The 15,679-nt window shown below is 47.5% G+C and carries 15 protein-coding genes; 14 read left to right on the top strand and 1 reads right to left on the bottom strand.

The window, feature by feature from the left end:
• The first annotated feature begins 52 nt into the window (after positions 1–52).
• Genes xseA through ASG16_RS25705 form a run of 3 tightly spaced genes read left to right on the top strand, consistent with a single transcriptional unit; the run spans position 53 to position 2,557 of the window.
• A complete protein-coding gene (gene xseA / locus ASG16_RS25715) occupies positions 53–1,435 on the top strand; it encodes an exodeoxyribonuclease VII large subunit (RefSeq protein WP_048032539.1) in 1,383 nt (460 codons plus the stop codon).
• On the top strand, positions 1,404–1,658 hold the full coding sequence (gene xseB, locus ASG16_RS25710; RefSeq protein WP_048032540.1) for an exodeoxyribonuclease VII small subunit: 255 nt from the start codon (positions 1,404–1,406) through the stop codon (positions 1,656–1,658). The genes xseA and xseB overlap by 32 nt, the downstream gene beginning before the upstream one ends.
• The gene (locus ASG16_RS25705) at positions 1,655–2,557 is read left to right on the top strand and encodes a polyprenyl synthetase family protein (protein WP_056492562.1); all 903 of its coding nucleotides are present in this window, start codon (positions 1,655–1,657) and stop codon (positions 2,555–2,557) included. The genes xseB and ASG16_RS25705 overlap by 4 nt, the downstream gene beginning before the upstream one ends.
• Before the next feature lie 53 nt (positions 2,558–2,610).
• Here the strand turns inward: ASG16_RS25705 and ASG16_RS25700 are convergent, their stop codons facing one another.
• A complete protein-coding gene (locus ASG16_RS25700) occupies positions 2,611–4,305 on the bottom strand; it encodes a M3 family oligoendopeptidase (protein ID WP_056492565.1) in 1,695 nt (564 codons plus the stop codon).
• 248 nt (positions 4,306–4,553) lie between these two features.
• Here ASG16_RS25700 and dxs point away from each other — a divergent pair, with 248 nt between their 5' ends.
• The 11 genes from dxs (at position 4,554) to ASG16_RS25640 (ending at position 15,675) form a co-directional block, all read left to right on the top strand.
• Complete coding sequence (gene dxs / locus ASG16_RS25695; protein ID WP_056492568.1) at positions 4,554–6,440, top strand: 1-deoxy-D-xylulose-5-phosphate synthase; 1,887 nt, start codon at positions 4,554–4,556, stop codon at positions 6,438–6,440.
• The gene (locus tag ASG16_RS25690) at positions 6,437–7,255 is read left to right on the top strand and encodes a TlyA family RNA methyltransferase (protein WP_056492571.1); all 819 of its coding nucleotides are present in this window, start codon (positions 6,437–6,439) and stop codon (positions 7,253–7,255) included. The genes dxs and ASG16_RS25690 overlap by 4 nt, the downstream gene beginning before the upstream one ends.
• A 128-nt stretch (positions 7,256–7,383) precedes the next feature.
• Positions 7,384–8,241, top strand: coding sequence for an NAD(+)/NADH kinase (locus ASG16_RS25685; protein WP_056492573.1), 858 nt, complete (start codon positions 7,384–7,386; stop codon positions 8,239–8,241).
• A gap of 5 nt (positions 8,242–8,246) precedes the next feature.
• Positions 8,247–8,696: a transcriptional regulator AhrC/ArgR gene (gene ahrC / locus ASG16_RS25680; RefSeq protein WP_007720787.1), complete on the top strand. Its 450-nt coding sequence runs from the start codon at positions 8,247–8,249 to the stop codon at positions 8,694–8,696.
• Between the two features lie 16 nt (positions 8,697–8,712).
• Positions 8,713–10,437 (top strand): DNA repair protein RecN, encoded by a 1,725-nt coding sequence (gene recN / locus ASG16_RS25675; protein WP_056492575.1) that lies wholly within the window; start codon positions 8,713–8,715, stop codon positions 10,435–10,437.
• Between the two features lie 235 nt (positions 10,438–10,672).
• Positions 10,673–12,007: a SpoIVB peptidase gene (gene spoIVB, locus ASG16_RS25670; RefSeq protein WP_056492578.1), complete on the top strand. Its 1,335-nt coding sequence runs from the start codon at positions 10,673–10,675 to the stop codon at positions 12,005–12,007.
• 259 nt (positions 12,008–12,266) lie between these two features.
• Positions 12,267–13,055 (top strand): sporulation transcription factor Spo0A, encoded by a 789-nt coding sequence (spo0A, locus tag ASG16_RS25665; RefSeq protein ID WP_007720793.1) that lies wholly within the window; start codon positions 12,267–12,269, stop codon positions 13,053–13,055.
• A 386-nt stretch (positions 13,056–13,441) separates the two neighbouring features.
• On the top strand, positions 13,442–13,621 hold the full coding sequence (locus ASG16_RS25655) for a hypothetical protein (protein ID WP_056492581.1): 180 nt from the start codon (positions 13,442–13,444) through the stop codon (positions 13,619–13,621).
• Between the two features lie 40 nt (positions 13,622–13,661).
• Positions 13,662–14,132: a hypothetical protein gene (locus ASG16_RS25650; RefSeq protein WP_056492584.1), complete on the top strand. Its 471-nt coding sequence runs from the start codon at positions 13,662–13,664 to the stop codon at positions 14,130–14,132.
• A 114-nt stretch (positions 14,133–14,246) separates the two neighbouring features.
• A complete protein-coding gene (locus tag ASG16_RS25645) occupies positions 14,247–14,825 on the top strand; it encodes a beta-class carbonic anhydrase (protein ID WP_056493335.1) in 579 nt (192 codons plus the stop codon).
• Entirely contained in the window at positions 14,800–15,675 is an 876-nt protein-coding gene (locus tag ASG16_RS25640) for a metallophosphoesterase (protein WP_056492588.1), read from the top strand. Before ASG16_RS25645 ends, ASG16_RS25640 begins: the two co-directional genes overlap by 26 nt.
• Positions 15,676–15,679 lie beyond the last annotated feature (4 nt).

Genomic DNA, 15,679 nt, shown 5'->3' with positions numbered 1-15,679 from the left:
AGTCCTTGTTACATGCACGGCAAAGCCAAGTTTTTTGTAAAGGAGGGGCCGCATGGCATTACAAGATATCTTATCTGTCAGTGATCTCAATCGTTATATTAAGCTGGTGTTGGAAAAGGAACCCTACCTACAAGATATATGGGTGAGAGGAGAAATCTCCAATTTTACCCACCATTCCAGTGGTCATATGTATTTCACGCTAAAGGACAAGCAGTCACGCATCAAAGTCGTCATGTTTGCGAGTCATAACCGCTTCCTGCGTTTCTTGCCCAAAGATGGAGCAAAAGCGATTGTACGCGGGTCTATTTCTGCATACGAACGAGATGGCGCGTATCAGTTGTACGCCAAAGAGATGCAGCCAGATGGTCTCGGCTCGCTTTATTTAGCATTCGAGCAGCTAAAAGAAAAATTGGCTCAAGAAGGATTGTTTGCAGCAGAGAGGAAGCGGTTGCTCCCGCGTTTTCCCAAACGTGTCGGTGTCGTCACTTCACCTACAGGAGCAGCCATCCGAGATATTTGCACGACGATTCGCAGACGGTATCCGCAAGCAGAGATCGTACTTTCACCAGCCGTTGTCCAAGGTGCGGATGCACCTGCATCGATTGTCTCCGCTATTCGGATTATGAACGATCAGCCTGACATTGATGTTCTCATCGTAGGGCGCGGTGGAGGTTCCATTGAGGAGCTGTGGGCATTTAATGATGAAAACGTAGCGAGGGCAATCGCTGCATCCCTCATCCCTGTCATCTCCGCTGTTGGGCACGAGACGGATGTGACGATCGCCGATTTCGTAGCAGATGTCCGGGCAGCTACGCCGACAGCCGCAGCTGAGTTGGCTGTACCGCATTATTTGGAATGGGTCGAGAGAGTGCGGCAGCTCGAAATACGGATGCATCGAGCAGTGCGTGGCACCATGACTGAGCAGAGAAACCGTTTGACACGCTTGAGTAATTCGTATGCGATGCGCCAACCGGAGCGGAGGTTGGAGGAAGCCGCAGAACGACTGGATCGGGCACATTTGCGGATGCGTCAATCGATGAAGCATTTGCTGGAAAGAAGACGCGAGCGCTATACGCGATTAGACGAACAAATCAAGCGCTATCGCCTCGCCGATCAAATCGGGGATAAAAGAAAAAATCTGTCTAAACTCCGTGCCACCTTGGACGAACGAATGCTGGGGCGTCTCAACCAAAAAAGAATGGCATTCGCAGCTCGCATAGCTACGTTGGAAGCATTGAGTCCGCTGAAGGTCATGCAACGTGGATTCTCACTCGTATACACCAATGACAGACTCGTAAAATCAGTGGAACAGTTTGCCCCTGGCGACGAGATCATGGTACGATTAAGTGATGGCAGTGCGACTGCGCGTGTGGAAAAAGTGAACCGGGAGGAGGAGAAGAAGAGTGGCTCGCAAGAAAACAGAACAAGAGACTGATATGCAGTTTGAAGACGCAATGAAGCGTCTGGAAGAAGTCGTCAATCGACTCGAGGAAGGAGATATTCCCCTCGAAGAAGCGATTACGTTGTATCAGGAAGGGGTAACTCTTTCCAGAATTTGTGGTCAAAAGCTGGATGCAATCGAAGCGAAGATTACCCAGTTGGTAGAAGAAGACGGACAGGTAAAGCAGAAGGCTTTTCGCGTGGAAGGAGAATCATGATCGGCGTGCATACATTCGAGAGTTATTTGGTGGAAAAGACCGCCTATATAGAACAAAGACTCCTGCCAGCTCTTGAGCAGCAAGGAGTTCCGGAAAACTTGTACGAATCCATGAAGTACTCGCTCATGGCAGGCGGAAAAAGGTTGCGTCCCATGCTGGTGTTGGCGGTTCTCGAAGCACTGGACAAGCCGCTTGAACGGGGTGTGGCATTTGCGGCTGCCTTGGAAATGATACATACGTACTCCTTGATTCACGATGACCTCCCTGCGATGGACGACGATGATCTTCGTCGCGGAAAACCGACCAATCACAAAGTATTTGGTGAAGCAACAGCCATTCTCGCAGGAGATGCCTTGCTGACGAGAGCGTTCGGATACATTGCAGAAGCTTACATGGATCGAGCGGATGTTTCAGCGGCTACTACGGTGAAACTGATTGCGGAGCTAGGAAAACGTGCGGGAGCAACTGGCATGGTCGGCGGACAGATGGCTGATATCGAAGGGGAGAGCAAGCGCCTTAACCTGGATCAGCTCGAATTTATCCATCGTCACAAAACGGGTGATCTCTTGATCGCAGCCTTGCGCGGGGGAGGCTACCTCGCAGAAGCATCCGAAGAACAAATGGAAGCATTGACACGTTATGGTGTTTGCATTGGTCTTGCTTTTCAAATTCAGGATGACATCTTGAATGTGGAAGGGGATGCCCAAGAGCTGGGGAAAGCAGTTGGCAGTGATGCGGATCGGGAAAAAGCGACGTACCCATCGCTTCTTGGTCTAGCCGAATCGAAGGCGCGTCTTGACGAATTGATTGCGGAGGCAAAAGCAGCGCTTGCGGATGCGGGAATCGAGAATTCTGCACTCAGCCCTTTGGCCGACTATGTACGTGATCGCAATAAATAAGTGAAAGCTGGCAACCCAAACGGGAAATGCCAGCTTTTCTGTATACTACTTTATTACAAGCTTTTATCGTCAATGCTATTTAAAAATTGTTCAATCTCGCCAATCACCGATGGTATACAGTCGTCCTCAAACGGTGAATACAGCTTCGCCACTTGTACCAGCTCGAGGAACGACTTGCTTCCGCCTTCGCGGCAAAGCGTCAAATAATCGTCCCAAGCTTGTTTTGGTTCAGACTGAGACCGTTTCCAAAATTGGAACGCGCAAATCTGGGCCAGTGTGTAGTCGATGTAATAGAAGGGGCTTTGAAAAATATGTGTTTGCTGCTGCCAGAACCCGCCCTCCTCCAGATACTCATTCTGTGCGTAATTGCGATGCGGGAGATACTTGCGCTCAATTTGACGCCATGCACGTTTACGCTCTGCCGGGGTCATATCTGGGTTCTCGTAGACAACATGCTGGAACTCATCAACAGACACGCCGTACGGAATGAACAGGAGTCCGCTGCTCAGATGAGAGAATTTGTATTTGTCGGTATCTTCCTTGAAAAAATGCTCCATCCATGGCCACGTCAAAAACTCCATGCTCATCGAATGTATTTCACACGCCTCGTAGGTTGGGAAATGATATTCAGGAACTTCAAAATCTCTACTTACATACACCTGAAACGCATGTCCTGCCTCGTGGGTAAGTACGTCGATATCACCAGAGGTACCGTTAAAATTGGCGAAAATAAATGGGAGCCTGTATTGGCTGATGTATTCACAGTAGCCGCCTGTAGCCTTCCCTTTTTTGCTCAATAAATCTAAACAGTCATTGTCCAGCATGAAGTTGTAAAATTCGTCTGTTTCAGGTGACAACTCGGCATACATCTTTTTCCCGTTTTCAACAATCCACTCCGGCGGGCCTTTCGGGCTTGGATTCCCTGTAGCGAAATCAAAGGAAAGATCGTAATACTCAAGTGTATCGACACCAATGCGTTGGCGCTGACGTTCGACCAGTTTTGACGCTACTGGAACGATGTGCTCAAGTACTTGCTTGCGGAAACTGGCTACCATTTCTGCATTGTAATCGGTGCGGTTCAAACGTGCATAGGCTAGCTCCACAAAGCTATTGAAGCCGAGTTTTTTGGCGATGCGTGTGCGTACCTTGACGAGAGTATCGTATATGTGATCAAATTCATCCGTATGTTGCTGCATATACGCATACTTCGCTTCATTAGCACGTTTGCGCATGTCTCTATCTTTCGCAATTGTAAAGGGAACCATCTCTGAAAGGTTTCGCTCTTCTCCTTCAAACATGATTTTGGCAGAAGCTTTCAGTGCGACATATTGACTGGCCAAACGGTTTTCTTCCTGCAAATCAGTGATAACTTCCGGAGAAAATGTACGGAGTGTGCTCTCCGCGATGCGAAATAGCTGTGCACCCCATTTTTCTTCCAAGTCAGCGCGGAAGCCAGAATCGACGATCGCCTGATAGTAGCGGGAAACGATACCGGTATACAAAGGCGTTGCTTCATCCCAATAGTCCTGTTCCGCTTTGTAGAAGGGATCTTCTGTATTGATCGTGTGGCGGATTTGTGCGACATTCCGTGCAGATTCCACTTCTTGTCGCAGTTTGTTCAATTGAGCCATGATCGTATCTTGCTCGGAGAAGCTTGTAGCCTGTTGAAACGCTTCCAATAATTGTGTGAATTGTCCTTCAACCTTGTCCATTTCCATGCGCTCATACTGAATTTGTGAGAACTTCACGGACGTCCACCTCTTTTGTTCGGAGTATGTATTCAAAATCATCTTACCAGAAAATGCAAGATATCGCCCTCATATTCGTCTGTGTTGATGAAAAGTGGTGTTTTTATTAAGAAACCGTTATAATGAATCAAGCTGAAAATAAGCGGAATCGGCTATAGCAATAAGGAAAGCCGGGTTTTCTAGTGGCTTGATTGATATGCAGCATGCACAATCGCCGGAGAACGAACAGTGGAAAGTGAGGAATACCAATGCTGCTTACTACTATAAATGATCCTCAAGACTTGAAAAAGTGCACGCAACCGCAGCTACATACATTAGCATCCGAGATCCGTCAGTTTCTAATCGAAACGCTCTCGAAAACAGGCGGTCATCTCGCGCCAAATCTGGGAGTTGTCGAGCTGACGCTAGCGCTGCACTATGTTTTTGACAGTCCCAAGGACAAGCTGATCTGGGATGTCGGACATCAGGCATACGTACATAAAATGCTAACAGGCCGCCGAGAGATGTTTCCGACCTTGCGTCAGTACAAAGGTCTGTGTGGGTTCCCAAAAATGGTGGAAAGCCCGCATGATGTCTGGGAAACCGGACATAGCAGTACGTCGTTGTCTGCTGCAATGGGGATGGCGACTGCGCGGGATTTGAAAAAAGAAAAGAATCATGTCGTTGCTGTGATCGGAGACGGTGCGCTGACAGGCGGGATGGCTCTGGAGGCCTTGAACCACATCGGTCATGAGCGTAAGAATGTCATCGTTGTGTTAAATGATAACGAAATGTCCATCGCGCCAAACGTTGGGGCCTTGCACAACTACTTGGGGAAAATTCGCTCGACGGAGAACTATCAATGGGCGAAGGATGAAGTCGAAGGATTGTTGAAATCCATACCGGCTGTAGGGGGCAAATTGGCTCATATGGCTGAACGCTTCAAAGACAGCATGAAGTATTTGCTCGTATCTGGCGTTCTCTTCGAGGAGCTAGGCTTTACGTATATTGGCCCAATCGACGGACATAACATGGAGCTGTTGCTCGATACTTTGAAGACAGCCAAATATACAAAAGGCCCTGTTTTGATTCATGCCATCACGAAAAAAGGACTAGGCTATGCGCCTGCTGAAGCTGACTCAGTCAAGTGGCATGGTATCGGTACGTATAAAATCGAGTCAGGTGACACACCGAAATCTGCACCAACGTATACATCTGTTTTTGCAGATACGATGATGAAGCTCGCAGATGAAGACAATTCGATCGTGGCTGTTACCCCTGCGATGCCAGCGGGCTCAGGCTTGATCCCATTTGGACAGAAGTACCCTGACAGACTGTTTGACGTTGGGATTGCAGAGCAGCACGCATGTACATTTGCGGCAGGGTTAGCTACACAAGGCTTGAAGCCGGTCTTTGCGATTTATTCGACCTTTTTACAAAGAGCCTATGATCAGTTGATCCACGATGTCGCACGCCAAAAGCTGAATGTGATTTTCGCCGTTGACCGTGCTGGGCTCGTCGGAGCAGACGGGGAGACACACCAAGGTATGTACGACGTGGCATTCATGCGCATCATTCCGAATATGGTCATTATGGCACCGAAGGATGAAAATGAACTGCGTCACATGATGAAGACAGCAGTGGAATATAAAGAAGGTCCAATCTCTTATCGTTATCCGCGATTGCCGATTCGTGGCGTCAAAATGGATGACGAACTGCAAGTGCTGCCAATCGGAAAAGCGGAGATCGTACGCGAAGGCAAACATGTGGCGATCCTCTCGTTCGGTCACGTATTCGAAATAGCTGAGGCGGCTGTGAACCAGCTTCAAGAAGAAGGCATCAAGCCGATGTTGGTCAATGCACGTTTTTGCAAGCCTTTGGACGAAGAGCTTTTGTTCCGTCTGGCAAAAGAAGGCTACGACATCGTTACGGTCGAAGAGGGCAGTGAAATGGGCGGATTCGGCAGCGCTGTCATTGAATGCTACAATCGTGCAGGCTATCACGGCATGAATGTACAGGTTGTCGCGGTACCTGATTATTTTGTTGAGCATGGAAGTGTGAAAGAACAGCGGCAAGAGGTAGGGCTCACAGCTGATCATATCGCTGCACGTGTCCGATCCTTGATGCCCATTTCGAAGGGCGTAGTGGAAGCATGAGTGTAAGAAAAGAACGGGTTGATGTTCTCTTGGTCGAAAGAGGCCATTATGAGACCAGAGAAAAAGCAAAAGCAGCCGTAATGGCAGGTCTTGTGCAAGTAGCTGGCGAGCGTTGTGACAAGCCGGGAACCAAATTTGCCGAGGATGTTGCGATTACGGTAAAGGGCGAGGTACACCCGTATGTGAGTCGGGGTGGCCTCAAGCTGGAAAAGGCATTGCGTGTCTTTGAAATCGACATGAAGGATCGTGTCATGATGGACATCGGGGCCTCCACAGGCGGTTTTACGGACTGTGCGCTGCAAAACGGTGCGCGACTTGTATACGCCATTGATGTCGGATACGGACAGCTCGCGTGGAGCTTGCGACAGGATGAGCGAGTGGTTGTCATGGAACGGACGAATTTCCGTCACATGGACCCGGAAGCTTTTGAACATGAACGGCCAAACGCGGCATCGATTGACGTATCGTTTATTTCGCTGCGATTGATCTTACCTGTGTTGTATCGTTTTCTGCTCGATGGCGGTGACGTCGTTGCGCTGGTCAAGCCTCAATTTGAAGCTGGCAAGGATAGAGTCGGAAAGAATGGAATCGTCCGTGATCCAGAAGTACACGAGAGCGTGCTGACTGACATCGGTCAATTTGCCAGCGGATTGGGTTTCGCACTAAAAGGCTTGGACTACTCTCCAATTACAGGGGGAGAAGGAAACATTGAATTTGTTATGCATGTCCAGAAAAGTGAGGGCGGCATGGATTCGGAAGCTTGGTTGCAATGCGTAACAGAGGTAGTTACGTCTGCTCATGCGAATTTGAAATAGGATAAAAAACCAAAGCCTCGGGAGTTTTGTCACAATCGAGGCTTTTTATTTATGCATGTGAAGTTGTATACTTGTATATGAGGTTGTTCAAGAAGGATTTCCAACCAACCAGTTTTGGGGTGGACCACGTGAAGAAAATTGGAATCATAGCGAACAAAGGAAAGCCCGAAGCACGTATCGTTGCACGGGAACTGTTGTATTTACTTGAAGACAGAGGGGCGCAGGTATTCCTGGATGAACATATCGCATCAGATGTAGGGCATCCAGAACTGGGCGCATCTGTAGAAGAGATGGGGATGCAGGCGGATCTGGTTTGTGTATTAGGGGGCGATGGCACGCTACTCAGAATTGCTCGCCAGCTTGCGGGTCACTCTATCCCGATCTTTGGAATTAATTTAGGCACGCTGGGCTTTTTGTCGGAAGCGGAACCGGAGCATCTGCCTCAAGCTGTAGACAATCTCCTTTCTGGAAAGTACGACATTGAAAAGAGAGCGATGCTGGAAGCTTGTTTAGTGCGAAAAGGGACTGCACTGGGGACATACACGGCCATGAATGATATTGGGATTGCAAAAGGGTCATTTTGCCGGATCATTCAATGTGCCGTCTTTCTGGATGATGAGTACGTCGCGACGTTCAGCGGGGATGGTGTCATTGTTTCTACGCCAACAGGATCGACGGCATACTCACTCTCTGCAGGCGGTCCCATAGTGGCTCCGAATGTGGACATGCTATTACTGACGCCAGTGGCTCCTCATTCCTTGACAGCTCGGCCTATGGTACTGTCAGGCAATCAGACAATTCGGGTTGAAGTGGATGCCATTCATCAAGAAATGGGACTGTCTATTGACGGTCAGTTTGGTTATCGACTCGAAGGCGGCGATCAGATTTACATTAAAAAGTCACCATGTGTTACCCCGCTGATCAAGTGGAAAAAAGGTGGCTTTTTCGAAGCAATACGAACGAAATTACAAGGGGAATGGGAGTAATCCATATGAACAAAGGGCAACGACATATTCGTATTCGGGATATCATCAGCAATCAAGAGGTGGAAACACAGGATGAGCTGGTGGACCGCTTGCGGACTGCTGGCTTTAACGTGACGCAAGCAACTGTATCCCGAGACATCAAGGAACTACACTTGGTAAAAGTGCCGCTCCCTGATGGTCGATATAAGTATTCAATGCCTGCTGAACAAAAATTCAATCCACTGCAAAAGCTAAAACGCATGCTTGTGGATTCCTTTATTAGCATTGACCAAGCTGATCATTTTATTGTACTGAAGACACTTTCAGGACATGCGAATGCGGTAGCCGAACTGATTGACAACCTTCCATGGGAAGAAATCATGGGGACAATCAGTGGCGACAACACCATCCTGATTATTTGCCGTTCCAAAGAAAATACCAACGAAGTGACGAAACGCTTAATGGAAATGTTGTAGAAGGTGGTCGCTTGCGATGCTAGTGGAACTCTCGATCCGAAATTTTGCCATCATCAAATCAGTGACGGTCTCTTTCCAAAAAGGCTTAAACATCCTGACAGGGGAGACTGGTGCCGGTAAATCCATCATTATCGATGCACTAGGATTGTTGTTAGGAGGCCGGGCTTCGGCTGATTTTGTCCGTTACGGTGAGCCTCGTGCAGAAGTGGAAGGACTGTTTGAATTGCCGCCTGGTCATCCTGGACTTGCCGTTTGTAAAAATGTCGGCGTTCAGATTGAGCAAGACGGAATGCTTGTTGTACGACGAGATATATCGAATCAAGGGAAGAGTATCATTCGGATCAATGGCCAGCTCGTTACTCTCGCTATGCTGCGTGAGTTAGGGCCATGGCTGGTTACGGTGCATGGACAACACGATACGCATATGCTGATGCAGTCAGACAAGCATATCAATTGGCTCGATGCATATGGGGAAAGTGCGTTAGGAGCTGCGAAGCAAGAGTACGGCACCCTGTATGGGGCTTACCGCAAAACAAAGCAAGATCTGGAGCGTATGGCACGAAATGATCGGGAGCTCGTACAGCGTATGGATCTATTGCAATATCAGCTCGATGAAATTGAGGCGGCAACTCTCACACCTGGTGAAGACGAGAAGCTCATGCAACAACGGAAAAAGTGGATGAACATTGAAAAAGTTTATTCAACGATTCAAGATGCATACCGCGCATTGCATGGTGACCAAAAGGGCATGGATTGGTTAGGACATGCGATGGGAGAGCTCGAGCGTGTTGTGAACTACGAAGAACAGCTCGTTCCGATTTTGGAGATGGTCCAATCGGCATACTATCAGATAGAAGATGTGGTACATAACCTTCGCCAATTGTCGTACCAAATGGATTTTGAACCGGAGCAGTTGGCGGAAGTAGAACGTCGTCTTGATCAAATCCAGTCGTTAAAGCGCAAGTATGGCAAAAGTGTAGACGATATTTTGGAATACGCTGCCACGATTCAGGATGAATTGGATGACATGCATCACTACGAAGACCGCCTCCAGCAGGTGGAAAAGCAATTGCAGGAGCTTGCAGCCGATTTGGCAGTGGAGGCATTGGAGTTGTCGGTTATTCGTTCCGAATGTGCAGGAAAACTTGCACAAGAAATCGAGCAGCAGCTAAAAGAACTGCACATGGAGCGTGCTCGTTTTGCCATCGACGTCAGACAGACGCCGGATGATGACGGCGTAGAAATCGACGGAATCAAGCGCTTTGTAGATGCCAACGGTATGGATCAGATCGAGTTTTTAATCTCACCTAACCCAGGTGAGCCATTGCGTCCGTTGGCGAAGATTGCTTCCGGCGGGGAGCTGTCACGCGTCATGCTGGCCATTAAAACGATTTTGGCGGGCACTGATCAAGTGGAGACCCTAATTTTTGATGAAGTCGACACGGGTGTAAGCGGAAGAGCAGCTCAAGCGATAGCAGAAAAGCTCGCCCGGGTCGCTGGGCAGCGTCAGGTCCTGTGTATTACGCACTTGCCACAGGTCGCATCCATGGCAGACGCTCATTTTCTGATCAAAAAGGAAATGAGCGAGAATGAAACAGAGACGCGAGTGAAGCGTTTGTCTGATGATGAACGGGTATCCGAGCTGGCTCGCATGCTAAGCGGGGCAGAGGTAACAGCGAAAACAGAAGAACATGCGCGCGAGATGATCCTTCTCGGCCGTGAAAGAAAGACTGTCAGCTAATTTGGCTGGCAGTCTTTCTTTGTTGATCAGTGCAACGATGGTCTCGTCAAGGGTAGGAAGCCTGGGTTTCTAATGATCAGAGTGGGTTATTTTCCTGACATAATCCGCTTGGCTGGTGGCAACATTAAAGGTACACAAGGTGGAGGTGTCCCTCATGACCGCTTGCGGTCAAACAAAACGGACTTAACCGTTTTGTTTTGTAGGTGTAGGTAGGGAACGGTAGGAGTGATTACTGGTGATCCGACAAAACAAAAGAAAATGGATGGGAAGTCTCCTTCTCCTCATCACGGCGCTTGTCGTGAGTTCCACCCCGTTCCGCGATCTGTCCTCCTTTCCCCGTGAATTGCGTTTGATGGAAGGGTCCCTCGAACAACTGCGGGTCTCTGTGCCGGTAATGGGCACGCTAATCAATAGCAATCCTGATATTTTGCACGTTAACGGGACAGAGGCGCGAGAGGTATCCGTTGATTTGAGCAGGCCTATGTCCGTTGAACCGCGTAGGGCTGGGGAAGCCCAATTGCAGGTGAAGTGGCATAACATTCCGCTGACTGCTGTAAAAGTAAATGTATTGCCAGATCTGCGGTTGTACCCTGGTGGACAGTCAATCGGGGTGAAGCTGCAAACAGCGGGTGTTTTGGTTGTCGGTCATCATTTAGTTGACGATGGTAAAAACAAGTTTTCTCCAGGTGAACAGGCAGGTATACACGTCGGTGACATGATTATCAAAATGAACGACATGTACATCAATGACATGAACGACGTAAAGAAATTGATTAACGAAACAGGGAAAAAGAATCATGCCGTTCAATTGCTTGTCGTTCGTGGCAAGGAAAAGCTTTCGCTCACTTTGCACCCGGCGAAAGACAAAAAAGACAGTGAGTACCGTATGGGTCTCTATATTCGGGATTCAGCGGCTGGAGTAGGGACACTGACCTTTTTTGATCCGAATTCCAAAGCGTACGGGGCATTAGGGCACGTCATTTCCGACGTTGATACTGGTCAAGCCATTGTCGTAGGAGATGGCCAGATCGTGCAAGCAAGTGTCACATCGATTGAAAAAGGACAAAGTGGCAACCCAGGGGAAAAATTTGCGCGTTTCTACAATGAAAGTGAAGTTCTCGGAAATATAACCAAAAACACTCCTTTTGGCATTTTCGGTAAAATGAAGGACGAGCCCAAACGCAGCTATTATCAGACGCCGTTGCCAATCGCTCTTGCGGAGCAGGTAGAGGAAGGGCCAGCCAAAATTCTTACTGTCGTAGAAGGTCAGAAGGTAGAAGAGTTCGATATTGAGATCGCAAACGTGGTCAAGCAGCATTTTCCTGCAACCAAAGGGATGATTATTAAAGTCACGGACAAACGCCTTTTGGAAAAGACAGGTGGTATCGTACAGGGGATGAGCGGCAGTCCCATCATTCAAAAGGGCAAGATCGTGGGTGCCGTCACGCATGTCTTTGTCAATGATCCTACTTCGGGATACGGCTGCTACATTGAGTGGATGCTTCAGGATGCTGGTGTGAATGTGCGAGGTACTGCCGAATCCCGAACCAATACAACCAAAGCTGCCTGAATGAAGTGCCGTCACGCGAACGAAGCGAGGCGGCTTTTTCGGTTTTTGCAGTCCTTTGACGAATCGATTAGAAATGAAAGGATTCTTTGTCGAAATATCAGTTAAATCATTCAATCTTTCGTCATTGGCAGGAATGGAATTTGCTTTGTCGAATAATTTTTGTAGAGAAAAGATGGTATGGACTAATCCTTGTAGATTTGTTAACCTCTAGAACGCCACCTTCTTTCCAAAAGACCGTCCATTGTTAGGAGGAACGACCTTGAGCAAGATTGAAGTGTTGTTGGCAGATGATAACCGTGAATTTGTAAATCTGTTGGAAGAGTACATCAGTAGCCAGTATGACATGAATGTTGTAGGTGTTGCTTACAACGGCAATGAGGTAGTTCGACTGCTGCAGGAACGTGTACCCGATGTATTAATTTTGGATATCATCATGCCACATCTGGATGGCTTGGCTGTTTTGGAGCAAATTCAGGCCATGCGCTTAAGTCCTCAACCTAAAATTATTATGCTGACTGCTTTCGGGCAGGAAGAAATTACGAAGAAAGCAGTAGAGCTAGGAGCAGCATACTACATTTTGAAACCGTTTGATATGGAGGTGCTGGCTCAGCGCATCCGTCAAATCATTACTACCAAGCCTGCCTCTTCTTTTGTTTCTTCTGTGAAACCGCAAGCTACCTTGCAAATTCGCGGACGCAATTTGGACGCGAGTATCACCAGCATCATTCACGAGATTGGAGTTCCTGCTCATATCAAAGGTTATTTGTATTTGCGGGAAGCGATTACAATGGTATACAACGATGTCGAGCTGCTCGGTTCGATTACCAAAGTCCTGTACCCGGACATTGCCAAGAAATTCAATACAACCGCAAGTCGTGTAGAACGTGCCATCCGTCATGCGATTGAAGTAGCGTGGTCCCGTGGTAATCTGGACTCCATCTCCAGCTTGTTTGGTTATACGATTTCCAACACCAAGGCGAAGCCGACCAACAGTGAGTTTATTGCCATGGTGGCGGACAAGCTGCGGATTGAGGCGAAGATTAGCTAGGATGTAGATACTGAGTTACACGATCCGTAACCAAAACAAAAGGACATTAGCGCTTGCCTGCTAGTGTCTTTTTGTTTTGGTAGGACTTAGCAGAGTTTTAGAATAAATTAACAAAAAATGGTTTGTGTCATCTATAATAATATTCTAAACAGAGTAAAAGCGAGGTGCAAAATGGAAAATCAAAAAGTGCAGTGTCCAAAATGTGGATGTAAAGAGATTGGGAAAGGAAGGCAAGCTGGGGATGCGGGAGTGTTTCCCTTCGGCAAGTTTGTTCCTCTTAGTTCGGCGATCATTCATCATATCTGCACAAATTGTGGCTATGTGATCGAGAGTTATGTTGAAACCCCATCTAAATTTAAAGGTTAATACTTCGGAGATAAAAATAAATGAGCAAACTACTGTTCTATAAAGAATGGGTATATAGTCATTTTTTATTGGATGGTCATCACAAAATGTTTGCAGCAAATAAAGCAAAAAAAGCGATTACCCTGTTATCCTTTTTATCGATTGATGAGTCATTCGCAAATAAGGACCAAGTAGAAAAACTTTTCCAAGTTTTAACCTGATGTATTGCAATGACATACTCTTTCCGGAGGAACTGAACCCATGTGCTTAGAACTTTTCGTCATGATAAAAGAAACACCGGGATTTGAACCTAAACCGCCACTCTCCCCTTATGTTTTCACAGGAAAATTGTCACGGGAAAGATGCCCTCATCTTTTCAAGCATTTTCCGAAAAAACAGGCATGGCTGGTGAAAACCGAAGAGGGTTGCGCTTGCAGATTTAGCATTTCCAAGCATCCCGATAAAGTAAAACTAGGGGTGTTACCAGAAGAGGAGAGGCCACGTTATTATCAAGAATGTGTAGAGGACTATCAAAAAAGCATAGCCAGAATGATGCATCTACGTGCTTGGTGCGAGGAACTGCTTGATCACGACAAGACGCAGGTTGAACTGTATGGTCTATGGATAGGTGAGAAATTCACGAAAAGAGAACCCATTTACTCGACAATCGAGGACCTCTTTACACCAAAAAAATTTCGTTTAGACGAGCACCATTACATCCTGACAAAATGAATCACTTGATAAGAAACTGCCACAGTCCCTTGCGAGATTTTGATCCTCCTATGTAAAATAGAAAAGCATACGATACAAATACATACTACTAAGAGCGAGGCAGGTGCTGTGAAAGTGCGCAATTTAGATGAAATTCTCGCATTTAACCGTGATTTTGTGGCGAACCAAGAATACGAAAAGTACCAAACCACCAAGTTTCCTGATAAACGATTGGTCGTGCTATCTTGTATGGATACCCGTTTGGTTGAACTGCTGCCGAAAGCCATGAACATGCGCAATGGGGATATCAAGCACGTAAAAAGCGCCGGGGCAATCGTGTCCCATCCTTTTGGGAGTATCATGCGCAGTATTCTTATTGCGATCTACGAATTGAATGCCGAAGAAGTGATGGTCGTCGGGCATTATGACTGCGGGATGAGTGCGATCGACAGCAAACGCACGATGGAGAAGATGCTGGAGCGAGGAGTCTCGGCGCAAACATTTTCGACGCTTCAACATGCAGGGATTAACTTACATAAATGGCTGCACGGATTCGATCGTGTAGAAGAAAGTGTGAAAAATAGCGTAGAAACGATTAAAAATCACCCGCTCCTCCCACCGAATGTGGAAGTACACGGCTTACTCATTGACCCGGTGACGGGAAGATTAGACGTTGTCGTGAATGGGTATGAGCGAACGAAAGACAGTGAATGATCCTAACCTTGCTCCCATTTCAAGGAAAACATTTCTCCACAAAGTCACGAAATGGGTAGGGGGATTGATTGGACTTGGTATAGCGACTGGCGTGTACGGTCATGTATGGGAACGAAAAGCGCTTGATATCGTGCGTTTGTCCATCACGATACCGGGATTGCCAAAAAGCTTTAAGGGGACAAAGCTCATTCACTTCAGTGATGTCCATCTCGGACATTATTTTGAAGCGAAAGAGTTGGAGTCGGTTATTGCCGTGATTCAGAGCGAAAAACCGGATTTGATTTGCTTAACAGGGGATATCGTAGATGAAGTGACGCGACCTCTATTCGCCGCCGTTCCCCTTTTCAATCAGCTCCTAGCCCCATTAGGAAAATTCGCCGTTTTGGGCAACCACGATTATCGAGCTGGTGAACAACAAAAAGTTCGGGATGGATTAGTCGCGTCTGGATTCGAAGTGTTGGATAATCGGCATGTGGTTGTACACAAAGATGGCCAGCAATTATACATGGCGGGAGTGGATGACCTTTTCTATGGTGTACCTGATCTTCCAAGGGCGCTAGAAAATATCCCGCCGGAGGGCAGCGTTATCTTGTTGGTGCATGAGCCTGATTTTGCTGATGTTGCGTCAGAGCATCCCGTGCATCTCCAACTGTCCGGCCACAGCCATGGCGGACAAGTACGCTTGCCCTTCATTGGTCATCTTTTGGCGCCGCAATACGGGCGTAAATATGTACAAGGACTGTATCAGGTAGGTGGCATGGCTGTGTACACCACCAGAGGGTTGGGGACGACGATCTTGCCTGTTCGTTTATTTTGCCGCCCGGAGCTTACGGTACTAACACTACAGTGAACTT

The sequence above is a fragment of the Brevibacillus sp. Leaf182 genome, from assembly GCF_001423865.2.
Taxonomy (GTDB): Bacteria; Bacillota; Bacilli; order Brevibacillales; family Brevibacillaceae; genus Brevibacillus; species Brevibacillus brevis_C.
This window is presented reverse-complemented; position numbering and strand designations above follow the sequence as displayed.